Raw genomic sequence first — 23,641 nt, 5'->3', positions numbered from 1 at the left:
GGGGCGGCGAGTCTGGATGTGGCGGCGTACGAGCGGTGCTGACTGGGGGCACGGGCGCAGTGCGCTCGCAGCGTTTGCTGCGACTGCGGTGGAGCGCGACAAGGAGCGCGCCCCGCCTCACGCCGGGCGGAAGGGCCCGGCGTGAGGCGGGGTCATGGTGATCGCCGGTTGGTGGCGATTCAGACGCGTGGCATGCGTCGGCGTGCGATGGCACCGATCAGCCCGAGGCCGGCCAGCAGCATCGCGTAGGTTTCAGGTTCGGGGACCGGTGCCATGAACGGCGCCGAGGTCAGGCCGCGCAGGTTCGCGTTGAGTGCGCCATTGAAGGTGGCCAGCCCGGTCATCAGGTTGATCGAATAGAGACCGCTGTCGCCGTTGTCCAGCGTCAGAGCGGCCCAGCCCATTCCCATCGCGTCGATCTCGAAGCCGTTGGCACCGATCACGTTGCCGGCAACGCCGAGCGATCCGATCTGGCTGATCGTCGGCGCATTGAAGGCGCCGGGCGCGAACTGCAGCGTGTCGGTCGCCGTGTCGATGTAATACAGCGCCGTGCTCGCCGGGCCACTGGACTGCGAAGCATCTGAGTTGGTGTAGGCCACGGCCGTAATGCCGCCCGGGATGACACTGGCGGCGTTACCGACCACGCCGGTGTTCGCGTTGATGGCCAGGTTGCTGCCGGTCTGGCTCACCAGGCGCAGCGAGGCTGCGCCGGCGAAGTCGGCTACCGGGTTGAAGTCGATGCCGTAGGACAGCGACGGATTGACCAGCGGGATGTCGAGCGCCGACACGAAGCTGGCGGCACCTGTCGTGACGTCCAGCGTATAGACGCGATTCAGGCTGCTGACGCCGTAGATCATGTTGTTGCTCGGGCGCAGGTCAATGCCGAGGATGCGTTCGCCACTGCCCAGCCCGGTGATGGACATGAAGCTGGCGCTGCTGGCGTTGCCGCTGCTGAACATGCCGATCTGGTTGCCGGTGGTGAGACCGACGAAATCGGCTGCGTGGGCCGTGGTGCCGGACAGAGCGAGGGCGGCGGCGAGGGCGGTGAGGGTGTGTGCTGACATGTCTGACCTTTCCTGAAAAAGTAGGGGAGGACGCGTCACCAGAGTGAGTCGTCACCCGCTCTACACAGGAGGGGGCCGCATGGATGCAGCTGTCACCGAAAATTCATCCGGCCGAGCCGGTCAGATTTCGCGCGCGTTGCGCTCTCTTTCCATGCGCAGGATGTAGCGTTGGATCAGTGCGTCCGCGGCGCCGGGCAGGCCGATGAACTGGCAGCCCGCACGCAGTTCGCTGCCGCCGCGTTCGGTCACGCGGAACATGTTTCGTACTTGCAGCGTCGCGGTGATGGTGCCGATCTCGGGCAGCGTGATCTGGCAGTTGTCGATCACGCTGTCGACCTTCAGCTCGATACCGCTCGGCGGCGCGACGACGGCCAGACCGCCCCCGGAAATATCCACCACCATGGCTTCGACCATGCGCCCCTCGCCGTCGCCGGCCGGCAGCAGACAGCGCAGCGGCGGGTTAGGCGGCAGGATGAGGCGGTAGTAGTCGCGCCGCTGCAGGCGCAGCATGCGCGTCGGGAAGGGGATTTCCAGCGCCGGATGACCTTCGTGCTCGATTGCGGCGCACTGGCCGACCATGAACTGCACCTTCACCTTCTCGAGCGAGGTCAGGAACACCAGTGGCGACGCCTTCACCGCCTGCTCGAGTTGCGCCGGGTCACGCGGTGCGTCGAGTACGACCACGCCGCGTGCGTCGTCGATGGCCAGTACGGCGGTCAGAAAGGGGTCGGGCGCGCGGCCGGCATAGACGGACAGATTGACGCGGCGATCCCGCATGGCGCGCAGGTAAAAGGCGATATCGGTCTGGCCGTCGAGCACGTAGCGTGCGAAATCGTCTGCTTCCAGCAGATCGAACCGGATGTTCTCGGTCATTGGGTGCATCCCTGGCTATGGGCAATCACCCGGTGCTGCGGCGCACCAGGCACGAATTCATTCAGATGGCAGTTTAACGGTTGGCGCTGGAACGTCGCTCATTCCCTTCTCGATGCGGTAGATCCAGGCCAGCAGTTCGGCGACCGCGACATACAGTTCGGGCGGAATGCGCTGGTCCAGATCCAGTCCCATCAGCAGCGACACCATTTCGCGCGATTCATGCACGAACACGCCCGCTTCGCGCGCGCGGCGGATGATTTCATCGGCCACCATGCCGCGCCCCTTGGCGACGACACGCGGCGCAGCGTCGCCGGCACCGTAGGCGAGCGCAACGGCCTGGGCGCGCGGAGAGGTGTTCATCAGACGCTGCTCTCGCCATTGTCGGGCAGGGCGGCAAGCGCCTCGTCCAACTGGCTGAAGTTCACGCTGCCCAGACGCAGGCCGGCATCGGTCATGCGCTGCTGAAGGTCGAGCAGTGCGGTACCCATGCGCAGGCGTGCATCATCGTCCGCCGAGATGCCCAGCGTCAGTCCATGGTCCTTCCACAGCGTGAGCGAGGTTTCGACCTCGCCCAGGCCCGGCAGGACCAGCCGTACCCGGGATGTCCAAGGGACTTCCGGCGTGCTGTCACCTTCGGTGCCCGGTTCGCCATGACGCTGCGGCTCGGGGTCATCGATCTCGATCTTCATCGTCTGGCCCGGCCAGGCCAGACCCTCCCAGGCCAGCGTGTGCTGGGACAGGCCGAGCAGCTGGTTCTGCACCAGCGGCCGCAGTTCGGCAGGCGGGCCGGTATCGGCCTTGGCTGCTTCGGTGCGTTCGCGCACGCCGGTGTCGCTGCGCAGGGTGCCGGTGTCCTGAATCGATTCGTCGTCGGCGCGAGTGCTGGTCGTGCCGTTTGCGACCTGCCCGGGTTCCGGCGTGTCGTCCGTCGCTGCCGATGGCGCGACCGGCAGGCCGGCGCGCGACGCAGGTTTCTCCGGGTCGAAGGCGCGCTGCGGCTCGGCTGCGGTCGATTCGAGCGGCCGTTCGCCACTGACCCACTGCGCCTGATGCGATTCGTAGAACAGCCCACTGGTGCCGATCGCCTGCGCCAGACGGCTGGCGATCTGGGGTGTGGCGTCATTTTCGAGCGTGCCGGTGGCCGCGCTCAGCATGGCGGCCGGATCTATCATCGGCTTTCCACTGGCGAGTCGGGTCGGCTGCGGCTCCGGACCGTCGAGCAGTCCGGCAATGGTGCGGGCCGGCACGCTCAGGCGTACCGGGCTGCCCGCATTGTCGGCCGGCGCATCGCCGTCGGTCGGCGCCGCGTTGTCACCGTCGAGCGTGGCCACCAGCGTCTGTGCGCTGCGGGCCACGTGCGTCAGCGAAACCGTACGGCCTTCGGGAATGGTCTGCGGCAGGCGCAGGGTGACCGTCTGTCCGCCCACGTCGGCGCGGGCCAGACCATCGCGCAGATTTTGCAGGATGCGTGCTGTGTAGCGTTCGCCCGGCTCGAACTCGGGCAACTGCTCGGAAAGCGCAGCGATCGGGCCGGTGGTCTGGACCGATTCGCGCGTCAGCGCCGCCAGACGCTGTGCGAGCCCTGGCAGCAGGTTGTTCATGGTGTGCTCAGCCGTTGTCCGCCGTGCCTGCCGGCAGCTTTCCCAGATAGCTGGTGACCTGCTGCATCCACGGTTCGACGTGACGGCGCACTTCGGCATCGTCGGCAAGGATCTGCTTCATCAGGTCGAACTTTCGCGCACGCTCGGCCGGCGAGGACACCGGCTCGTCGTTGTCGGCGAGGCGGCTGCGCATCGAGGCGACGGCCTGTTCGAGATTGACCAGACGGTCCCAGTCGTTCGCGCGCGCGGCCTCCACCATGTCGCTGGAGATCTGACGCATGTTTTCGAGCAGTGACAGAGAGTTCATGTGATCAGGCCGTTTTGCGTAAGTGTCGCCGCGGCAATTCCGTCGTTCGGCCGGCGGTGAATGGTGTGTAAAGACTACAGCGGACCCCGTGCTCCGAGGCGTGCATGTAGACGCCTTTTACCTTTCTATTTTCCCGGTTTGCCGGTCAGACCGGCGCCCCTTGGACCAGTTTTTGCCGGATGTCCTCCCAGGCGCCCTTCAACTCGCCCAGCAGGTGGGCCACTTCATCGAGCGCTGCCTTGTCGTTCTGCGAGTTGGCATGCAGCAGGCGCACGCACATGTAGTCGTAGAGTGCGTACAGGCGCTGCGCGAGTTCGCCGCCTGCTTCCAGATCCAGGCTGACCTTGAGGCCGTTGCCGATGATGTCGATCGCACGCGAGATCGACTGACCCTTGCCCGCAGTGTCGCCCATGTCGATCTGGTGGCTGGCGGTCGATACCGACATCATCGCGCCGTCGAACAGCATCAGGATGAGCTGGTGCGGATCGGCGCTGGCCACGCGTGCCTCGACGCCGACCTGGTTGTAGGCCATGCGCGGGTTGGAAAGTGATGCAAACATGATGTTCTGGTCCCGTTAGAGGATGGCTGTATCGTCCGCCGCTCTGTCAGCTCGAATAGGTCGGCAGGCTGGCGAGTTGTTGTGTGAGGAAGGTACTGGTCGTGTTCATGCTGCTGATCAGCGAATCGAGCGCAGTGAACTGTCGGCGGTAGCGGGCCTCGATCTGTTCCATGCGGACGTTCAGTGCGTCGCGCTGGCGGTTCATCGCCTTCTTCGTCTCTTCCATGCCTTCGAGACGGTTGCCGATCAGGCCATCTTCGTCGATCACGGACGAGATCATCGAGTCGATCTTGGACGCCAGACCGGTCACGCCGGTACTGCCCATGAACAGCGACTTGGCGGCGCCGCTCTCCAGTGCCGTCGTGAGCTTGTCCGAGTCGATCTTCAGCGAGCCGTCCTTCTGCACCGACACACCGATGCTGCCGAGCGAAACACCCGGTGCGATCTCTTCGGTGACGGCCGAGGCGAGACGCGAGCGCAGGCTGAGCACAGTGCTCTCGCCGTTCAGTGCTGCACCGGTCTGGGTGGTCGTGTTGTAAGACGTCTGGTTCTTGATGGTCAGGATGGCGTCGTTGTAGCTCTTGACCAGCTTTTCGATGGCGCTCTTCGCGCCGGTGTAATCGGCACCGACCGTCAGCGTCGTCGGGTTGCCGACGTTGGTGCTTTTCAGCGTCAGCGTGACGCCTTCGATGGTGTCGGTCAGCGTGTTGCTGCTCGAGGTGACATCGATGCCATTGATCTTGAGCACGGCATCCGAAGCGGTCACCTTCTCCGAAAGATTGGAGGTGCCGCCGGTCGAGGCGTCATAGATCAGCCGCGACAGGCCTGCGTTGTCGGTGTTGTTGCCGTCGTCATCGGCGGCGGTGATGCGCACGGTATTCGCGGTGCCGCCATCCTGCGAGGTCAGCACGAGGCGGGTGCCGGTGCCGTCGTTGAGCAGGGATGCCGTGACGCCGGCGTCGGCCGCGTTGATCGCGTCACGCACGTCGGCGAGCGTGGCTGCGCCGCTGGAAATGTCGATGTTAACCGCTGTCTTGTCGGGGTTCGCGGTGAATGTGCCGCCGCTGTAGCTGCCCAGTTCGATGGTCAGCGTGCCGCTGCCGACGTTCGCGGTGCTGCCGCCGGCGAAAGCTGTCGACGCGGTGACCTGCGCGCGGGCCAGGCTGCTCACCTCGATTGAATAGTTGCCGGGCGTCGCCGTCGTCGAGGCGGCAACCGTTGCCACCGCGCTGTCGGCAATCGTTGCCTTGCGGGAGGCAAAGATTTCCGCCTTGCCGAGTGCTTCCGCTGCCGTCTGCAGCGTCGACATCGCACCCTTGATCATGCCGTAGCTGGAAATCTTCGTTTCGAGCTTGGCCTGCTTTTCCGCGAGCAGCGTGAGCGGACGCTGCTCTACCGTCATCAGCTGCGTGACGATGGAGTTGATGTCCAGGTTGGTACCGAATGCGAGCGACGATGCCATGGCGGTCTCCTCAGGCCTTGCGTTCGATCAGTCCACTCTGGCTCTTGCCGAGCGACCGCGCAATCGCAATCAGTTCTTCGGAAGGAATCTGCCGCAGTACTTCCTTGGTGGTCGAGTCGATCAGCCGCACGATGGTTTTCCCTGTGTCTTTGTCGATCGTGAAGAGCAGGTTCTGTGCCACCGGTTCGATCTTGCGACGAATCTCGTCCACCGTCTGTTCGATCTGTTCGTTGCTGAGCGCTGCCTCGCTGGGTGGTGCTTCCGCCTTCTTGCTCTCCGGCATAACGGGCTTTGCCCCGGTGGTCGCCTGGACGCCCGGGGCAGAGATCGTTGCGCTGTTCGGGATAGGCTGTACGGCCATGATGTTCTCCCTATGCTGGGTGGGGGGCGCGGTCGCCCGCGCCCCCTCATTACTGCCTTACGCGATCAGCCGCGGAGCAGGCTCAGCACGTTCTGCGGCAGCGAGTTGGCCTGCGCCAGCATCGCGGTACCGGCCTGCTGCAGGATCTGCGCGCGGGTCAGGTTGGCGGTTTCCGCAGCGAAGTCGGCATCGGTGATGCGGCTCTTCGAAGCGGAGATGTTTTCCGCTTGCGTCTGCAGGTTGGCCACGGTGTAGTCGAGGCGGTTCTGCTGGGCACCGAGGGCGGCACGCTGTTCCGACACGTAGGTCAGTGCGTCTTCGACCGAGGTCAGCAGCGCCTGCGAGTTGGCAGCCGTGGTGGCGCCGGTGAAGGCGGTGATGTCGGTGTCCAGGGCAACCATGCGGGCGTCGGCCGAGGTGGCGTTGATACGCGTGTCGCCGAAGGTGAGCGTCAGGCGGTTGTCGGCAGCGTCGTCCGCACCGACCTGGATTTCAGCGCCGGTGGCAGCGGTCGTGATGATGGTGCCAGCGTCGAGGTCGGCCGCGATGTTGGCGCCGGTCTCAGCACCCGAAGCCTTGATCGTCACCTTCACGCCGAGCTCGTTGTAGTTCAGCTCGTACGATTGGCCTGCGGTCAGCGCCAGGGCGGTGATGTCGATCATCTGCGAGTTCGTGCCGTCCGACAGCGTCAGTTCGCCGGTGTTGGCGTCGGCGAAGGTGAAGGTCGTGCCCGCGGCGGCGCCGGTGATGTCGACCTTGGTCACTGCGGCGGTGCCGGAAGTGGCCAGGTTGAAACCGCCCTGCACGGTCGAGGTGGTGTCGAGTGCCTTACCGAAGGAACCGTTCAGCAGCTGCTGGCCGTTGAACTTGGTACGGGTCGAGATGTTGTTGATCTCGTCGCGCAGCTGGGTCATTTCGTCGGCGATGAAGGAGCGCTCTGCGTCCGCCAGCGTCGAGTTGGAACCCTGGGTCGCCAGTTCCTTCATGCGGATGAGCATGTCCTGGATCTGCGACATGCCGCCTTCAGCGGTCTGGATCATCGAGATACCGTCGCTGGCGTTACGGGCGGCCTGGTTCAGCGACTTGACTTGGGCGTTCATGCGCTGCGAAATCGCCAGACCAGCGGCATCGTCACGGGCGCTGTTGATGCGCAGACCGGACGACAGACGCTGCAGCGAAGTGGCGAGCGAATTCTGCGAGGAATTGAGGTTGCGCTGAGCGGTGAGCGAGGCAACGTTGGTGTTGATGATTTGCGGCATTTTCTTTCTCCTGTCACGAAGTGGTGTAGTTACGGCGCCCTGGGTTGCATGACCCGATGTTGATGTCGCCGATGATTCAAGTAACGGAGAGGGGAGAGAAAACTTTAGGCCACTATCTCAATGAAAGCCTTTGTGCTCGTGGCTTTCAGGCGCAGGCATCGCGAAATGGCTTGCCGCTGCGGTGTAGGTTCGAGGGGCAAAAACTTTAGGGTTGCCCCGAAGAGTGCCTTGTGCTTTGGGGATGGCGTGAAATTCGCCCGGAAAGCCGCGTCAGCACTGGATTTCAACTGTTACCAATTGTGATTGCCGCTGCGCAGGTGACGCAGCGGCGCTCAGGCAGCGATGGCGGTGCCCGGTGCGACGACGACGCGGTTCTTGCCGGTCGCCTTGGCCTGATACATCGCGACGTCGGCGCGTTCGATCGCCGAACTCTGGGCTTCGTCCTGCTGCACGACGGTGACACCTGCGCTGAAGGTGATCAGCAGCTTGTCATTGTTGGCAAGGAAGTAGCGCTTGGTCAGTTCGCGCTGCAGTCGCTGCAGCACGACCACGGAGTCATCGACCGAAGTCTCCGGCAGCAGTATGACGAACTCCTCGCCGCCATAACGCGACAGCGTGTCGTGCGGACGCAGGCAGTCGCGCACCGTGGCCACCAGATGCAGCAACGCATCGTCGCCGGTATTGTGGCCGTAGGTGTCGTTCAGGCGCTTGAAGTTGTCGATGTCGAGCACGGCCAGACAGAGCTGGGTGCCGCGGCGCGATGCGCGCGACACCTCTTTCGCATAGGACTCTTCCAGACCCTTGCGGTTGAGCGCGCCGGTCAGCGGGTCGTGGCGCATCTTCTCGCTGGTCTGTTCGAGTTCGATCTGCAGACGTTCGATTTCGGCTTCGGCCGCACGCACGCGATCGCGCATGGTGTAGACCTCGTTGCGCGAACGTTCCGTGGTGGCGCGCATTTCGTGCGTCGCGGTGATCACGTCGGCAATCACGCCCTGCAGCGCGCCGATGTCGTCGGCTTCCGCAATGGTGCGCGCATAGCCTTCCATCTTGTCGCCGAAGCCGGACGTGGCGTCGGTGAAGCTGCCCAACTGCTCGACGAAGCCTGCCAGCATCAGTTTGATCTGGTGCTTGGCGTCGTCGATATTGCCGCGCAGCGAGCCCTGGCGTTCGATCACCTCGCGCAGGCGGCGCTCGACTTCGTCGAGCTCGCGCGCACTGATCGGGTGATCGCACAGGCCGCGCAATGCATCGATCTGGCCGCGCATCCAGCGGTCGTCGATGACCAGATCGCTGATGTTGCGCAACAGCAGGTCGAGCAGCGAAAGCAGGCCGGTGCGGATCTCCGCCTGATCGTCGACCACCCAGTTCAGGCGGTAGATGAGATTGCGCAGCTTGGACGCAAGGTCATCCACACCGCGCATGTCTCGTACTTCGCGCAGCACTTTGCCCAGTTCGATCGCTTCGTCGCGCAGTTCGGGGGCGGTAATGAGCAGGCTGGCGACGACGCCTTCGAGCGTACGCGCGAACAGGTCGCGCAGTGCCGCGTCGCTGTTGTCGGTTGGCGTGGCGCTGTCGACGACCAGCTGCACCGCCGGGGCGGCCTTGCCGTCCTCGGCCGATTCCCACTTGTCCGCCAGCGCGCTCATGCGCGAATAAAGCGCATCGAGCTCGCCATTCGAGGAGTCCAGCACCTGCTGCAAGGCCTGGTATTTCTGCGCGAAGGTCAGCGCTGCGTGATTGCGTTCGAGCTGCTTGAACACGTCCTTGAGCAGGGCCGTCCATTTGCGCTGCGGGGCCGCCTGGGCACGCAGCAGGCCGACCAGCGACCCGCTGATCGCCGACCAGCTGCGGCTGGTGACCGCGCTTTCGAGACGCTGCACGAACTCGATCTGCGCCTGGTTGAGTCGCGGCAGCGTGCTGCAGACCAGCTTCAGCGCGCGCTCGGGAAAGAGGTCCTCCGGCTTGGTGCCGGCGATCTCGTGGTACAGCGCGCGATAGTTCTCCGGCGTCGGCTGCAATTGACGCATGGCAAGCCGCCGCAGGGCTTCACGAGCGATTTCGAGCGGCTGCATGGCGTCTGACATGTGCGGAAGTAGTTAACGGTTTGTAACGAAGGCAAACAACGGCAATCGACCTGCCGTCTTTAGGGGCAGGTCGTGCAAAAGTTGTCACACGGCGCCGTAACAGCGATGCGACCCATGTTCAGTCCACCAGACCGTGCTTCAGCCCGTAGTGGGTCAGTTCGGCGTTGTTCTTCATGCGCATCTTCTCCAGCAGCCGGGCGCGATAGACGCTGACCGTCTTGACGCTCAGATTCAGTTCTTCGCCGATCTGGGTCAGCGTCTTGCCCGAGGCGATCATCACCAGCGTCTGGTATTCGCGGTCGGACAGCTTTTCGTGCGGCGGGCGCTCGCTGTCGTCGGTGATGGCGTTGGCCAGTTCCATCGCCAGCGTCGGCGACACGTACTTCTTGCCGCTGGCGACCTGACGGATCGCCGTCACCAGCTGTTCCGGCGCACTCTGCTTGGTCAGGTAGCCGGAGGCGCCGGCCTTCAGCGCGCGAATGGCGTACTGGTCTTCGGGGTGCATCGACAGGACCAGCACCGGCAGTTTGGGAAATTCCTTGCGCACCAGCTTCAGCGTGTCGATGCCGTTGCGGTCGGGCATGGACACGTCCATCAGTACCATGTCGAAACTGCCGTCGCGCAGCTTGTGCATCGCCTCGACGCCGTTCTCCGCCTCGCCGGTGACCACCAGGTCGGGGCTGTCGGAGAGGATCTGGCGCAGACCGGAACGCACGATGGCGTGGTCGTCGGCGATCAGGATGCGGATGCTGCTCATCGTGCAAACTCCAGTACGGTGCGGCGGCAGGCCGGTACACGCAGCAGCAGCCGGGTGCCGCCGCCGTTGCGGCCGCTCGCCTCGAAGCGGCCGTTCAGGTGGGCGACCCGTTCGCGTATGCCGCGCAGGCCGAATGATTTGGGCTTGTTCAGATCGGCGGGTGCAAGGCCGCGACCATCGTCGGCGATTTCCAGCACGATGTCGTCGTCTTCCTGCGTCAGCCTGACTTCGACCTTGTGCGCCTGCGCGTGCTTGGACACGTTGGTCAGCGCTTCCTGGAAAACGCGGAACAGCGCGATCGCCGTCTCCTCGTCCGGTTCGATGTCGTGGTCGATGCACAGCAGTTCGCACTGCAGGCCGGTGCGCGCGGAAAAATCCTCGGCATGGCTCTCGATCGCCGGCGCCAGTCCGAATTCCTTCAGGATGCCCGGACGCAGCTCGCGCGCGATGCGGCCGACCGTGCTGATTGCGTCATCCACCAGCTTGCCCATGCTCTGCGAACGTGCGCGGATGGCGTCGGGGTCGGCGGCGGTCTTGTTCGCCAGCAGCGACACCTCGAACTTTAGCGCCACCAGCAGGCCGCCCAGTTCGTCGTGGATGTCGCGCGCGATCCGTTCCCGCTCCTCCTCCTTCGCCATCTGCAGATGCGACGACAGCTCGGCCAGCTGGCCACGCGACTGGCGCAGTTCGCGCTCGGTCAGCTTGCTCTGCGTGATGTTGGAAACGATGCCTTCCCAGATCGGCACACCGGAGGCGAGCAGGCGCGGCGACGAACGCAGGTTCACCCACTTCACGTCCCCGTCCGGCAGGCGGATGCGGCCTTCCCAGTTCACGGTGGACTGCGACTGCGCCGACTGCTTCATTGCGCGGTTCAGTTCCGGCATGTCCTCCGGCAGCACCATTTCGAGGAAGCGGCCGGGTTGGGCGATCAGTTCCGACGGCTTCAGCGCGAGCAGGGCGAGGCAACCGTCACTGACGAACAGGAAGCGCCAGCCGCCGTCGTCGTGGCGCAGCAGCTGGAACACCATGCCGGGGATGTTGGCTGCCAGCGCGCGGAAACGTGCTTCGCTGTCGCGCACGGCGTCGAGTGCGCTGTGGCGCTCGGCCCGGTTGCGCGCTTCGCGCATTTCGCGCTCGACCGCCGGCACCAGGCGGTCGAGATTGGTCTTGCTCAGGTAATCGTGGGCGCCGGCGCGCATCGCCGACACCGCGATGTCTTCCTCGATCACGCCGGACACGATGATGAAGGGCAGGTCGAGCCCCAGTTCCTGCAGGATGCCCAGCGCCGCCATGGCCGAGAACTGAGGCATGTTGTGGTCGGACAGCACGACGTCCCACGAACCCGAGCGCAACGCGGCGCGCAGCCCCCTCTCGTCCTCCACGCGGGTCGAGCGCACGGAGTAGCCGGCCTGACGGAAGCGATGCAGCAGCAGCACCGCGTCGTCCTCGGAGTCCTCGATCAGCAGGACATCGAGCGTGCGCTGGGCGGTCAGTACAGGCGTGACGGGATCGGGCATCGGATCAGGGCCTTCGTCCGCGGCGAACGGCTCGCCACGCTGACGCGCGAAGGCATTGTTGTAGTGCCTGCAGTTTAATCCATGCACATTGCGCAGCGACAGCGCCGCGACAGGCGACGGCAGCGATATAATCCGCGACTCGCCGCTTTAGCTCAGTTGGTAGAGCAACCGCCTTGTAAGCGGTAGGTCGTCAGTTCGATTCCGACAAGCGGCACCAGATTTATCAAGCAGATAGGCCAGTTCGCGAGGACTGGCCTTTTGCTTTCCGATCGGCATGTAGCCCTTGTGTAGCCGGTTTCTACAACTCTGTCGCAGCGGGAGAGTGATGTCCGACGAATCAGAAGGGAAGCTTGACGCGAGTGTCGGCGAGGCGCTGATGAACTGGCATACGGTCGAATCTGCGCTGTGCTGCATCTTCGAATTCTATGTGACCAGAAGAACGTCGGCCGATGGCCCCACGGTCGCAGCGGAGGCGTTTTGGTCACTTGAAGGATTTGGGCCTCGTTTGCGAATGACGGACGCTGTCGTCAAGTACGCCGAGAGCGACCCTGATGCACGGAAGGAGTGGGAGCGTCTTGTAGAGCGCACCCGACGAACTTCGACGCAACGAAATGCACTCGCCCACGGATCCAAGGCGGTGGTGTTTAGTAGTGATCGAAAGGAGTCACGCTTCGTCCTACTGCGACGGCAATCGGCGAGTATCCCGGAACGATCGAATGTCTTGGAGGCCCACGAGATCAATCGGATGGGTGAGAACTTCGGTGAGCTTGGGGTCGACTTGATGATTTACTGGCACCGTCGGCAGGGGCTCCCGGAGTTCGAGCGATCAATGCAAGAAGCGAGAGACCACCGTCGAAAAAACCCTCACTTGAAGCTGAAGGGTGGCCGCTCTATTCAGATTCTGGTGGAGAGTGCGGAAGGGTCGCAAGGCGATCCGCGATAACGCGGTAGGCGATGGGCTCGCTGAACTTCGTGGGCACTCCACCGTCCGGCGAAGGCAAAGGCTCGTAATTCTCGGCCCAAGTACGGAATTGCTCCGAACGCTGGATATAGGCGTCGACGGACCCGGCCACGCGAACGGCCAGCCGCTCGGCCTGCTCGCGCGTTGCAACGGTGCCGCTTTCCGCCAGCATCGCCACCAGTTTGTCCAGGTTGTCAGGCATTCCGCCCTCCCGAAAGATGCGCGCTTAGCTTACCGCTTCCGCCAGCCCTCACCATAGGTCGCCTTGATATACGCCTCTTCGGGCGCGAAGCCCATCGCGTGCAGCTTGCTGTCACGCTCGGCACGCGTGTTCATGTCGGCGGGAGACTCCGTCTTCCGATAGACCCGCGGGGCGGCTACGCCCTCGAAATTCCAGTCGGTCCACCAGCGCACCACGGACCGGTTGAAGCTCTCGCACACCAGATCGGCGTCGGCCTTCACGACATCGTCGCGCACGCTCTTCTGCGTGTCGTCGGCGCCCAGCTTCCCGGGCGTGCCCTCGGTGCTGGCCGTCTGCGACAGCACGACTTTCGCGATGGCGCGGTCCATGTACTGGCACATGGCGCCGTAATCGGCGGTGCCGGTGCGCGAAGCCTCGATGAGGTCAACGACGAGGTTGTCGGGAATGATCACGCCGCTGTCGGTGGCGATCGCGTCGAGCACCTTGCGCGCCTCGGCAATCGTTTCTGTGTCATCCATCATGCCGGACGGCACCGTGGCCTTCGTGGTCGGCTGACCGAAGCGCTCCAGGAACACCAGCCAGAACTTGACGCCGTTGCGCTTGAAGAACACCGGCCAGTAGATCGAGTGTGCGAGGCCGAGGCCGTAGGGGTCGTCATGGCTGTCGCCGCCGGCGGTCATCGTCCAGAACTTCCGGTCCGGCATTTCCTCCAGCGTGCCGCCGTTGCGCAGCAGGTAGAGCGCGCCGCTGTGCCCGAAGCGGAAGCGCGCGCGGTCGCGCACCTTCACGTCAGCGATGCGCACGCGGTCCGGGCCCGGCGCCCACATCACTTCACCGATGCCCCAGCCGTAGAACACGCTGAAGAGCGCCTTGTCCGTGATGTCGTCCCAGCTGATCGCCTTCAGGTCCATGCGCAAGGCCTCGGCCGCTTCCTCGGCGCGCGCATCCTCGGCGCCAGGCTCGACGACCCATTCCTTCGACACGACAGCGGTGCGCCGCTGCTGCAGGGTGCTGCGCACCTGGTCATCGCGCAGCAGTTCCTTGTAGATCGCCAGCTGCCCGATGCCGCCGCCCTTCGTCTGGATGATGGTGTCGGTCGGCGCGAGCACGTCCATGTAGCCGTTCATGCGCGCGCCGACGTTCGCGAGGGCGCCCATATGGTCGGGCCTTGCGATCTCCAGCGTTTCGAGTTTGGCCGGCGCGTCTGCCGTGTCGGTGCTGCTCATGTATCAGTCTCCAAGGTGCGGCCGGTTGCCGGCCTGCTGCTGGTCGTCCTGCTGATGGCTGTCCGCGAGAATGGCGGCCAGTTCGTCGTCGGTGTATTCGGCGGCCGTGCGTGACTCGTGCCGGACGGGGGGCGCATCAGGGTCGCCGCCCAGCGCGACGCGTTCGGGCTTGTCCAGTCCCAGCAGGCGGGCACGCCTCTCCATGATCTTCAGGATGCGGTCGACGGCTGTGGCGTTGCCTCTCTTGGCTTTGCCCCACAGGTAGGTCTGCATGGCGTCCAGTCGGTCAAGCTCCAGCGTGCGGATCTCGTCCGCCAGCTCGCTGCACTTGGCGAGGTTGCGGGTCAGGCCGCGTTTCACCAGCTTGTGCGCGTTGCCCAGGCTCATGTTCAGCGCCTTGGCGATCTCCCGATAGCTGGCGCCGGTCCGCCGAAGGTCCAGCGCTCGTTCTTCCAATTGAGCCGTGGTGACGGCCTCGGCTCCGGTCTTGCACTTCATGGCCTGTTCATCCTCGGTAGCGTTCATCGTGCCGGTGCCGCTTGATTCGAGGCGGCGCGAGCCTCGCGGTCCTGCATCTTCGTCAGCACTGCGTCGATACCCGGGCGGGTCAGGCCCCAGCGATGGGACAGACGCATGACGCTGGCGCCGTCCTTCCACTCCTGGAAGATCAGGGCATTTCGCAGGTCGATGGTCGCGTTGCGCTCGATCGGCAGGGAGAGCGTGCACCGCGGGTACTCGGCGGCCAGCTTCTGCGCGGCTTCGAGGCCGATGGCGAAGGCGATGGGGTGCTGTCGGTCGATGTGCTCGGGCACGTAGAGGTCGCGGCCACCCCAGCGGCTCACCAGCTCAAGGCAGGCGGGCAGGCCGATCACGGCGGCGATTTCCTTCACGATCTTCTGCAAGGTCTGGGGCTCCTGGTTTGGTTGGTCGTGCATGCGGTCACCGTCCCGTCTTGCGCGCCTCGCGGCGCAGCTCGCGTGCCAAGGTCTGAGCGGTTCGGTGATCGATGTTTGCCTGCACCGGCGACAGGCCAGGCATGTTGAAAGTCGCGCGCACGCCGGCCTGTGAGGCGCTGGCGGCGGGGGATACCCGACCGGTCCGCGGGATGCGGGTGACTGCTCCGCCGCTCGAATAACCCCGCAGCGCCTTGACGCCGTTGCGGTTCAGGCTGTCGAGGAAGGCACGCATGCCGGCTTGCTTGACGACCTCCTGCCGCAGCACGTACTCGCCGGCATGCACGACGCCCGCCGGATCGAACTTCCCGCCCGGGCCGGTGTAGCCACCGGTCGCCCAGCTACCCGAAGCACCGGACCCGCTGCTGGTAGGTGCGGAGGGGGCGGTACCGGATCCAGCGGGGGCCGGCGCCGGCAGTTTCGGAGCGCTCAGCGCGGCCAGCTGGTCCTTCAGCATCTTGATGCTCTTCTCCGCCTCGCTGATGTCGAGGCTCAGCGTCACGGGCTTGGCCAGCTCGGCTTTGAATGTGGCGATCCGCTCCTCGGCAAGCTTGATCTGCTGCTCGATGGCGGTGGCCTCCTTCTCCAGCTGAGCGGCTTCGCCTTCCTTCTGCTTGGCCTGCGCCTCGCCGATCTTCTCCTGCACGCGGGCCAGTTCTTCGAGCGCACGCGCCGCCGCGTCGTCGTCCTTGATCGCATCGGCCGCCCGCTCGGCACGTGCTGCCAGCTTCGCGGCGTCCGCGGCCAGCTTGGCAGCCTTCTGAAGGTCGCCGTCGCGTGCGGCCACCTGGGCGGCGCCTGCGGCCAGCGTGGCGCGCGCCGTGAGGCTGCTGGCGGCACGCGTGTTCATCTCTTCGCGTGCCCCCTCCGACATGCCGGCGCCGCGCCGTTGCGATGCGCGGTCGCGCAGGTTATCGGCCGATGCCGCCGCGTCGATCCGGATCTTCGCCGCTTCGTCGCGAGCCTTCTGCGCATCAGTCAGGGACTTCTCGAACAGCTGGCGCAGCTTGTCGGCGGTGGATTCTTCCGCGCGCAGCCGGTCGTTCATCGCGTCGCGGGCGATCTTGTTTCGCTCCTCGGCGACTTGCTGCTCGTTCTTCAGGGTGTCCGCCGAAGCCTTGCCGGTGGCCACCGCCTTCAGCTTCTCCAGCTTCTGGATCTCGTTCGCGAGCTTGCGCTCGATCTCCAGGCGCGCGTTCGCTTCGCGTTGGGGCTTCTGGTCGTCCGCCTTCTGCGATGCCAAGGGTTCCTTGGCGATGGCGATGACCTCCCGCTGCATCTTCTTGTATTCCTCGGTGGCGCCCTTGAAGTCGAAGGACCGCAGGCGATCGAGCACGGCCGCGGTGCCCTTTGCCGATGCGCCAAGCGCGCGAACGAAGCGGCCGAAGATGTCGACCGCGTTCATCGCGACGTCGAGGACGGGCTTCAATTCCTTGGTGGACGCTGCGAGGGAATCAACGCTGCTCCCGACGGCGATGATGGCGTTCGCCATCCCGGCGGTGACGCCCGTTCCCTTGTCCAGCGCTCCAACGAACTCGGTGATGGAGTTGTTCAGCAGGATGAAGGCTTGGCCGACCGTCACCGGCAGGCCCTTGAAGTCCGAGGCGACACGGCCGGAGACCTTCAGCACTGCGCGCGCAAGTCGCTCCGTCGTCAGCTCGCCATCGGCGCCCAGCTTGCGCAGTTCGCCACGGGTGACGCCCAGGCCTTCGGCGATCGCGTCGGCGAGCGCGGGCGTTTGCTCGAGGATCGAGTTCAGTTCCTCGCCGCGAAGCGTGCCGGATGCAAGGCCCTGCGTGAACTGCACCAGCGCAGCGCTTGCGCCCTGCGCGCTTGAACCGGACAGCGCAATCGCCTGATTCACCGTCGTGATGAAGCCGATGATCTCCTGCGAACTCAGGATGCCCTGCAGGCTGGGGGCGATCTGCGAGTACAGGTTCACCGTGTCCTGCAGTGGCGCACGCGTCTCGTCCGCAGCCTTTCTCAGGGCCTGCTGCACTTGCTCGAAGTCGCCGGTCGCCCGGGTGGCCAGCTTCAGCCGCGCGGTCATGCTGCTGTAGGCGTCGGCGATGTGCACGAACTCGCGCGTGGCGACGCCCAGGGCGGCCACTGGCAGGGCGCGCGCTGCCAGCGCCTGCAGGCCTGCCAACTCGGAACCGATCGTGCTGACGCTGCCCTTCGCGCGCTCGATACTCTTCGCGTCGGCCTCGAAGCCCCTGAGTGTCTGGCGAACGCGCGCCGCACCCTGTTGGAAGTCGGCGTCTTCGAGAGTCAGCCGGAAGTTGATGTCGCCTTTGCCTTTATTTGCCATCAGAGTGGATCTCCAATGCGATCAGGTAGACGCGCCAGGGGTATCGCCAGACGCCGGCGTGGCCATGTGTGACGAGGGCGAGGGCGTTGCGCTCGATCTGTCGGGCGACTGAAGTAGCTGGCGCGCGATGGACGCTTGCGCCGCTGCCACCGCCGCCCGAACCCGAAAAAAACCGGGGTTCAGTGCGCGGGCGGCTTCGCGGATCGGCTCGATCTGACTGGGCGCAAGGTCGTCGAATGCCTCGCGCGGCATGTCCGACATGCGAACGAGGTCGTCGACGCTGCAGTCCTCGAAGACGAATTCGCCAGCCACGTCGATGGTCTTGCTGCCGCTCTCGATCTCGGTAACCCAGTCGCGGACTTCGCCGACGGTCAGTTCTCGAACGGTGACCGTGCGCCCGTCGACGTCGATCTGTTTGGTTGCGCTCATGCGTGTCTCCAGTTGGTTTGCGGGTGCCGGCCGCGCCTTCGGTGGAAGCGAAGAGGTGAAGGCCGCCGGCTGTCGGGGTTGCTTTTGATGAACTGGGTGACTCGCCGACTGATACCCAGTCCCGAGGCTTTCGCCTCGGGCACCTGACCCGCTGCTCGCGCAGCAGGCGATCGGTTCGGTTACTGTCTGGAGAGCGCCGGCCAGAGGGCGCCCAGGCTCTTGAACTCGGTCAGCAGATGGTTGTGCGCCGACATCCATTGCTTCGTCGTGTAGGTAGCCACGACACCGCGAATACCGCCGCCGACGACTGCAGCGCTTTCCGCCAGGCTGAAGGGGCCAATCACGGGAAGCCGCATATCGACGCTGCAGCTCGTTGCCGGCGGGCATGCCTTGCGGTGGTCCAGCATGGCGCCGATGGCTTTGACATTTGCGAAGGCGTCGGCGGCCCTCTGCGCGGCCGCGGTGTATGCCTCGTCCGCCGCTGCCAATTCGGCTTTGAGCCATTCGCCCGTCGCCTCGATCAAGTCCTGTTCGGCATCCTCGATCGCGCCTTGGGCCTCGGACAGTCGGCGTTCGAGGCCGGCGCGACCTTCGGTGATGTGGCGCGCGTTGAACTCAGCCGCAGCCGCTTCGATTTCCAGATCGGAAACTTCCTTGCGCGCCTCTTCCAGCGCTTCGAGGGTGGCCTCGCCCAGCATCACGCACGCGCTCATGTCCACCAACCGCTCGCGGGCCTTCGCTAGCAGCTGCGCGTCGAACACCGCCGGCTGTACGTTCATCGCATCGCTGATGCGCTGTGCGTTCTGCCGCGCCTCTTCCAGCCGCTCGGCGGCTTCCTGGACTGCTTTCTTCGTTTCCTTCGTGGTCGTCATCGTGGTTCCTTCGGGTGTGGGTTGTGTGGGGTGGTGATCGGCTATCCGTCGAAGCCTCGGTCGCGATGGCCGCGGTAAATCGCGTCGCGCGGTATCGCCTGGTCGCGCACCGGTCCGTATCCATCGCCGGGCACGAAAAGTGTTCTGTGGTGGATGTACCGAAGCCGGACTTCACCGGTCGGGCCATTGCGGTGCTTGCGCAGCAGCAGCTCGCCGACGCCTTGCCACTCGGGGGCGCTGTTCGTCATCTCCTCCCGGTGCAGCATCAGCACGATGTCGGCGTCCTGCTCGATCTCGCCGGAGTCGCGCAGGTCGTGCAGCTGGGGGCGCCTGTCGCTGCGACTCTCGACGCCGCGGTTCAGCTGGGCGCAGGCGATGATCGGCACGGCGAGTTCCTTGGCCAGCGCCTTGAGGCCTCGGCTGATGTTGCCCAGCTCCTGCGTCCGGTTCTGGCCTTCGCCGCGCATCAGGCCGATGTAGTCGACGACGATCAGGTGCAGGCCGTGCTTCCTCGCGAGGCGCTTCGCGCGTGCCCGCAGGTAGGCCAGGGTGATGGCGGGCTTGTCGTCGATGAACAGCCGCTGCCGGGCGGCCTCGCCGGATACCCGTGTGAGCGCCGACCAGTGATCGTCGTTGCGCGTGCCGGCGCGCATCGCATGAACGCTCACCCCCGACCGCTGCGCCATTACGCGCATGCTCAGTTCGCGCGCCGGCATCTCCAGCGACATGAACAGCGCCGTGCGTCCTGCTCGCGCGGCGTGATCGGCAATGCCGAGGGCGAGAGCGGTTTTCCCTACGCCAGGGCGAGCGGCCAGGATGATCAGCTGGCCGGGCTCGAAGCCACCGGTCAGCGCGTCCAGGTCGGGGAGGCCGGACGGCAGGCCGGTAATTCCGCCGCCGTTCGCGCGATCGTTGATCAGCGCTATCGCCTCGTTCATGGAATCGGCGAGCGACAAGGGTTCGTCGCGCTCGCTGTCGATGGCTTGCGCTGCGACCCGCTCCAGACCGGCAGCGAACTCGTCGTGCGATAGCGCTCCAGCTGCGTAGGAGAACGCCAGCGCTTCTGTCTCCCCTTGGCCCATGCGCCGGTATGCCCGGTCGCGAATCGTGGTCGCGTAGGCCCGGATGTTCGCTGCACTCGGCGTGCTGTTCGCGATCTCGCCCAGGTAGGCCAGACCGCCGCAGCGCTCCGCCTCTCCGGACTGCTCCATCGCCGCATGCACCGTCACCACGTCGGCCGGCTTGCCGGCGCGGATCAGTGCGGCGATGTGGGTGAAGATCCTGCGATGGTCGTCGCGGAAGAAGTCGACGTCCGTGACCGTGCCTTCGATGCGGTCCCATGTGTCGTTGCTCAGCAGCAGGGCACCGATCAGCGACTGTTCGGCCTCGATCGAGTGCGGCGGCAGCTTCAAGGCAGGCGCGTTCATGCCGCGCTCCTGTGGTACTTGCCTTCGATGCACTTCGCGAAGTTCTGCGGCGACACCAGCCAATCCAGGCTCACGACAAACGGGTCACGACCATTCGCCGGTTGCGTCTGGCCGGTCAGGAACTCGGATCTCGCGCAGTAGGCGAAGAAGCGCTGCCACCACTCGACGTTCTGCCGCTGCTCGTCCTCACGCCAGCGGGCTTGCAGGTGCTTGACCCGTGTGCCGCTCCACACGCGAACACGGGTACCTGTGGGCAGTGCTTGGTGGTAGAGGTCGATGATCTGCTGATGCGGGCAGTCAGGGATGCGGTGTTCAGGCTTGGCCTGAGCACCACCGATGTCGAGAGACATCGGTTCACTGGCGGTTCTTGATGGTTCACTGATGGTTCGGGTCGCATGGGTGCGGCCCGTCTCGCCGCATGGATGCGACCCGTCTTGTGCATCGGTGCGACCCGTCGCATCGGCGCTACCCGTCGCATGGGTGCGACCCGTAGGGGTAGCGTCTATGCGACCCGTCAGCGCACGCAGATTGATCTGGTACTGGCGAGTTGCGCCGGGCTTCCCCCCTTCCTCGTTGCCGATTACTGCGAGGAATCCGGTACTGATCAGACCGTGCACCACGCGCTGAGCCTGCGACCTTGAAAGCCGAGTCTTCATCGCGATCGACGACATCGACGGCCAGCATCGGCCCTCGTCGTCGCTCCAGTCGGCGAGGGCGAGGAGGGCGAGCAGATCGCTCCCGCCGCTTGGGTAGGCATCCCAGACCATGGCCATGATGCGAATCGACATCAGACGCCCGCCTTTCTGGCGATCCCGCGCATGGCCCGTGCGTATGCCTCCGGCGTGGCGTCAGGGTGGCGTGCGATCCACTCGGCCTTCCGTCGCTCGTAGCCCTGCGCTGCCCGCTTCGGTCTGGCGACAGTCTTCGCGGCCTGAGTCTGCCGGCGGACCTTCACTTCACGCTCCGCAGCATGTACGCGCGAACGCGGGCGATGACCGACGATGCCCAGGACTGCGGCAGCACCACGGCGCCCGACTCGTTCAGCGGAAGGAAAGCGCGGCGCGGGATGACCGATTTCTTCGCGAAGACGATCGCGCCGTTCGGGCCGGGGAAGATCAGGAACTTGCCCTTCTTCGGCAGGATGACGGCGCCGAACTGATGCACGGCGGGGATGCTGGCGCCGTTCTTCGCGCGGAGGTTCGTTCCAACGGTGACGCCGTCGGGGTCGGCCTTGTAGGTGATGCTCCGCTGCAGCCGGCCGGTGTCGCGCAACGGCTGACCAGGGCGACCGGCCTTGTTCGCTGCCGCTTGCTCGCGGCCGGTGCGGCTCAGCTTTCCGCCGTTGTCGGTGCGCCGCAGCCCGCGGAACTTCAGCGGTGCCCACGGCTTGCCCCAGGGGTCGCGCCCGGACGTGAAGCCCAGGTCGACCAGCGTCTTAAGGCCTGCGCCGACGCTGCCGTACAGCCTCGATGACTTGCTGGAGCCCAGCAGCCGCTGCAGCTTCCGCTCGGCGCCCTCGCCAGTGACTTCGACCTCGATCGACATGGTCGGGCCTCAGGCGCTCTGCGCGGCGGTTTCGGGGTGCTGGGTAGCCTCGCCGGAAACGAGGCGGTCTATCTCGTCAGCCGGCCAGAGCAGCCGGCGGCTACCGGGGATCTTCCGCGGCTTGACGCCGTGGAAGTGCCCCTTCAGGCAGAACTGTTTTCGATACGTCTCCGGCTGGTGCCGCGTTACGGCAGCGGCTTCGTCCGTGGTGTAGAGGCGGGGTGCGCTCATGCTGAACTGTCCTCGTCGGGTAATTAGACGGTTTCAAGTTCATCAGCATGCGGACACCCCAAACAGGGGAAAAAACCAGACGCGAATTATTCCCCCGTCTCGGCTGTGCTTCGATCAGTCGTCGACAGCTCCGCCAAGATCTGGTCGATATTGGGATTCATCTTGCCAATGGGTACCTGCACATTGTCGGCTCGGCAGTAACGCGCCTCCCTATTGCCCCACTGGCATATCCACATGACTCCGTGGACGATCAGTCCGAACTCGCCTCTTCGAACACGGGCTTCCTTGTGCAGAAGGATTCCTAGACGATTGCTTCCCCCTGCATCGCCCTGAATGACCATGATTTTGTTGAAGTCTGCCGTGGCGGCTCTCGCTGTTTCGCTGTTCGCTTGGCGACGGATGTACCTGCCAGACTCCTCTGGGTCGTCGCGCGAACCGACGCCGATCGCCTCGGCCGCTTGAGCTCGTATGTCTGTGATCCGTAGGCCTTCACTGTCTTGCACCAAGGATTCACAAATCAGTTCATGCAGCAGGTATGCGACGCTCTTCGGCTCGTTCTTGGGCCGCCCTCTGCGCCTGACTGGCGTTGTCTTTTCGAGGAAGTCCTTTGGAAGAACCCCGCTGACCGTCGCGACATAATCCCCGTTGTGCGTCGTCAGCAAACCAGCGTAGGGCACGGATCCATCGGCCAATGGATTTGCATAGTGAGCAAGTACCCGAAGGGGCTCTCTCTTCTTTGGCTCGTTCATGAATTTATCTGATTGGATTGGCCTGAGGCCTCGCTGCCGAGCACCAGAGCGCGCACGCGCTCGCGCTCGGTGTGCCAGGTGGTGCCAGCTGCCGCAAGCCGATCGAACAGGAACGCGATCTGTTCGCCGATCTGGTCGGCGTCTTCCTCCGCGATGTAGTCGGCCAACGTGACCGACCATGTTCCGCCGTCGGCCTGGATGTTGAAGGCCGTACCGAACTGCAGCACCTGCGCCGCCTGGGCGCGGTGCATCGCAGGCGTCGCCGCGCCGTAGGGGTCGAGATAGTGCGGCTCGACCCACACCAGCGCGTCGCCGTCGCCGAACACGAAAGCGGCAGCCTTGTAGAGGGTGTCCCGTTCGGTCTTCACGATGACCAGCGCGCCAGCGCTCCAGCGGCTGGCCACCTCTTCCACCGTCGGCACGTTCCCGGCGCCGTCAGTCGGCGTAGACGACCGCCGCGCCGTGTTTTGCCTTCAGCACCGCGCGTGCTGCCTGTGCGCGTTCGCGCGAGCTGAACCACGGGCTCCGGTGCTCCTGCCCGTCCTTCACGTACAGCACGGCGAAGCGCTCGATACCTCGCGCCTTCAATGCCTGGCGAGCCTGCCGGCGAAGCGCTGCGCGTGATCCTTGGGCGCGTGATCGGAACTCGATCAGGCTTTCCATCGGAACGCCGAAGCGGCTGTGCAAGCGATCGATGTCGGCGCTGGATGCGCGGCGACCGATGACCAGGCAGATGGGGCCGTCCTCGGCCTGCTCGTGCCCGCACTGGTCATCCGTCCACCACCCGATCAGCATCGGGTCGCCGGGGCGGCAGAGGAACAGACGGCGGTCGCCGAAGGCACCGGACACAGGCGGGAAGGGGGCTACTCCGATTTGAATCGCCATGGCTTG

At 65.0% G+C, this 23,641-nt stretch carries 26 protein-coding genes and 1 tRNA gene; 1 reads left to right on the top strand and 26 read right to left on the bottom strand.

What is annotated here, in order from left to right:
- Positions 1 to 179: 179 nt before the first annotated feature.
- The 12 genes from AC51BJ_RS05405 to AC51BJ_RS05350 form a co-directional block, all read right to left on the bottom strand.
- On the bottom strand, positions 180 to 1,064 hold the full coding sequence (locus tag AC51BJ_RS05405) for a DUF4394 domain-containing protein (protein WP_496279563.1): 885 nt from the start codon (positions 1,062 to 1,064) through the stop codon (positions 180 to 182).
- A gap of 120 nt (positions 1,065 to 1,184) precedes the next feature.
- Complete coding sequence (locus tag AC51BJ_RS05400) at positions 1,185 to 1,937, bottom strand: flagellar brake protein (protein ID WP_496279562.1); 753 nt, start codon at positions 1,935 to 1,937, stop codon at positions 1,185 to 1,187.
- Positions 1,938 to 1,994: 57 nt separating this feature from the next.
- A complete protein-coding gene (locus tag AC51BJ_RS05395) occupies positions 1,995 to 2,297 on the bottom strand; it encodes an EscU/YscU/HrcU family type III secretion system export apparatus switch protein (protein WP_496279561.1) in 303 nt (100 codons plus the stop codon).
- Positions 2,297 to 3,538, bottom strand: a complete 1,242-nt coding sequence (gene fliK / locus AC51BJ_RS05390) for a flagellar hook-length control protein FliK (RefSeq protein ID WP_496279560.1) — start codon at positions 3,536 to 3,538, stop codon at positions 2,297 to 2,299. Before fliK ends, AC51BJ_RS05395 begins: the two co-directional genes overlap by 1 nt.
- A 7-nt stretch (positions 3,539 to 3,545) precedes the next feature.
- Positions 3,546 to 3,845: a flagellar protein FliT gene (locus tag AC51BJ_RS05385; protein ID WP_019917461.1), complete on the bottom strand. Its 300-nt coding sequence runs from the start codon at positions 3,843 to 3,845 to the stop codon at positions 3,546 to 3,548.
- A gap of 145 nt (positions 3,846 to 3,990) precedes the next feature.
- A complete protein-coding gene (fliS, locus tag AC51BJ_RS05380; RefSeq protein WP_368492619.1) occupies positions 3,991 to 4,377 on the bottom strand; it encodes a flagellar export chaperone FliS in 387 nt (128 codons plus the stop codon).
- A gap of 73 nt (positions 4,378 to 4,450) precedes the next feature.
- Entirely contained in the window at positions 4,451 to 5,866 is a 1,416-nt protein-coding gene (gene fliD / locus AC51BJ_RS05375; protein ID WP_496279559.1) for a flagellar filament capping protein FliD, read from the bottom strand.
- A 10-nt stretch (positions 5,867 to 5,876) separates the two neighbouring features.
- Positions 5,877 to 6,227: a flagellar protein FlaG gene (locus AC51BJ_RS05370; protein ID WP_341420921.1), complete on the bottom strand. Its 351-nt coding sequence runs from the start codon at positions 6,225 to 6,227 to the stop codon at positions 5,877 to 5,879.
- A 65-nt stretch (positions 6,228 to 6,292) separates the two neighbouring features.
- Entirely contained in the window at positions 6,293 to 7,486 is a 1,194-nt protein-coding gene (locus AC51BJ_RS05365; protein ID WP_019917467.1) for a flagellin N-terminal helical domain-containing protein, read from the bottom strand.
- A gap of 332 nt (positions 7,487 to 7,818) precedes the next feature.
- A complete protein-coding gene (locus tag AC51BJ_RS05360; protein ID WP_496279558.1) occupies positions 7,819 to 9,558 on the bottom strand; it encodes a GGDEF domain-containing protein in 1,740 nt (579 codons plus the stop codon).
- 130 nt (positions 9,559 to 9,688) lie between these two features.
- The gene (locus AC51BJ_RS05355) at positions 9,689 to 10,327 is read right to left on the bottom strand and encodes a response regulator (protein ID WP_019917469.1); all 639 of its coding nucleotides are present in this window, start codon (positions 10,325 to 10,327) and stop codon (positions 9,689 to 9,691) included.
- Positions 10,324 to 11,844, bottom strand: a complete 1,521-nt coding sequence (locus AC51BJ_RS05350; protein WP_496279557.1) for a PAS domain-containing sensor histidine kinase — start codon at positions 11,842 to 11,844, stop codon at positions 10,324 to 10,326. Before AC51BJ_RS05350 ends, AC51BJ_RS05355 begins: the two co-directional genes overlap by 4 nt.
- A 141-nt stretch (positions 11,845 to 11,985) precedes the next feature.
- On the opposite strand from AC51BJ_RS05350, the gene AC51BJ_RS05345 reads away from it, so the two are divergent.
- A tRNA-Thr gene (locus tag AC51BJ_RS05345) sits at positions 11,986 to 12,061 on the top strand.
- Positions 12,062 to 12,734: 673 nt separating this feature from the next.
- Here AC51BJ_RS05345 and AC51BJ_RS05340 read toward each other — a convergent pair.
- The 14 genes from AC51BJ_RS05340 to AC51BJ_RS05275 form a co-directional block, all read right to left on the bottom strand.
- Entirely contained in the window at positions 12,735 to 13,007 is a 273-nt protein-coding gene (locus AC51BJ_RS05340) for a hypothetical protein (protein WP_496279556.1), read from the bottom strand.
- 29 nt (positions 13,008 to 13,036) lie between these two features.
- Entirely contained in the window at positions 13,037 to 14,233 is a 1,197-nt protein-coding gene (locus tag AC51BJ_RS05335; RefSeq protein WP_496279555.1) for a phage portal protein family protein, read from the bottom strand.
- A 3-nt stretch (positions 14,234 to 14,236) separates the two neighbouring features.
- Positions 14,237 to 14,758 carry a hypothetical protein gene (locus AC51BJ_RS05330; RefSeq protein ID WP_496279554.1) on the bottom strand — a complete coding sequence of 174 codons (522 nt, stop codon included), beginning with the start codon at positions 14,756 to 14,758 and terminating at the stop codon, positions 14,237 to 14,239.
- Positions 14,755 to 15,168 (bottom strand): Mor transcription activator family protein, encoded by a 414-nt coding sequence (locus tag AC51BJ_RS05325; protein ID WP_496279553.1) that lies wholly within the window; start codon positions 15,166 to 15,168, stop codon positions 14,755 to 14,757. The genes AC51BJ_RS05330 and AC51BJ_RS05325 overlap by 4 nt, the downstream gene beginning before the upstream one ends.
- A gap of 4 nt (positions 15,169 to 15,172) precedes the next feature.
- On the bottom strand, positions 15,173 to 17,497 hold the full coding sequence (locus tag AC51BJ_RS05320; RefSeq protein ID WP_496279552.1) for a tape measure protein: 2,325 nt from the start codon (positions 17,495 to 17,497) through the stop codon (positions 15,173 to 15,175).
- A gap of 21 nt (positions 17,498 to 17,518) precedes the next feature.
- A complete protein-coding gene (locus tag AC51BJ_RS05315) occupies positions 17,519 to 17,926 on the bottom strand; it encodes a phage tail assembly protein (protein ID WP_496279551.1) in 408 nt (135 codons plus the stop codon).
- A 179-nt stretch (positions 17,927 to 18,105) separates the two neighbouring features.
- Entirely contained in the window at positions 18,106 to 18,798 is a 693-nt protein-coding gene (locus tag AC51BJ_RS05310) for a hypothetical protein (RefSeq protein ID WP_496279550.1), read from the bottom strand.
- Between the two features lie 41 nt (positions 18,799 to 18,839).
- Positions 18,840 to 20,225: a replicative DNA helicase gene (dnaB, locus tag AC51BJ_RS05305; RefSeq protein WP_496279549.1), complete on the bottom strand. Its 1,386-nt coding sequence runs from the start codon at positions 20,223 to 20,225 to the stop codon at positions 18,840 to 18,842.
- Entirely contained in the window at positions 20,222 to 21,013 is a 792-nt protein-coding gene (locus AC51BJ_RS05300) for a helix-turn-helix domain-containing protein (RefSeq protein WP_496279548.1), read from the bottom strand. Before AC51BJ_RS05300 ends, dnaB begins: the two co-directional genes overlap by 4 nt.
- Positions 21,014 to 21,176: 163 nt before the next feature.
- The gene (locus AC51BJ_RS05295) at positions 21,177 to 21,770 is read right to left on the bottom strand and encodes a phage virion morphogenesis family protein (protein ID WP_496279547.1); all 594 of its coding nucleotides are present in this window, start codon (positions 21,768 to 21,770) and stop codon (positions 21,177 to 21,179) included.
- Between the two features lie 9 nt (positions 21,771 to 21,779).
- The gene (locus tag AC51BJ_RS05290; RefSeq protein WP_496279546.1) at positions 21,780 to 22,001 is read right to left on the bottom strand and encodes a hypothetical protein; all 222 of its coding nucleotides are present in this window, start codon (positions 21,999 to 22,001) and stop codon (positions 21,780 to 21,782) included.
- Between the two features lie 86 nt (positions 22,002 to 22,087).
- Positions 22,088 to 22,750: a hypothetical protein gene (locus AC51BJ_RS05285; RefSeq protein WP_496279545.1), complete on the bottom strand. Its 663-nt coding sequence runs from the start codon at positions 22,748 to 22,750 to the stop codon at positions 22,088 to 22,090.
- Positions 22,747 to 23,172: a hypothetical protein gene (locus AC51BJ_RS05280; RefSeq protein ID WP_496279544.1), complete on the bottom strand. Its 426-nt coding sequence runs from the start codon at positions 23,170 to 23,172 to the stop codon at positions 22,747 to 22,749. Before AC51BJ_RS05280 ends, AC51BJ_RS05285 begins: the two co-directional genes overlap by 4 nt.
- Positions 23,173 to 23,185: 13 nt before the next feature.
- Complete coding sequence (locus AC51BJ_RS05275; protein ID WP_496279543.1) at positions 23,186 to 23,599, bottom strand: hypothetical protein; 414 nt, start codon at positions 23,597 to 23,599, stop codon at positions 23,186 to 23,188.
- Positions 23,600 to 23,641 lie beyond the last annotated feature (42 nt).

The organism is Methyloversatilis sp. S146-33 (assembly GCF_059552495.1).
The sequence above is the reverse complement of the archived record's forward strand: the minus strand, read 5'-3'. Positions and strand labels throughout refer to the sequence as shown.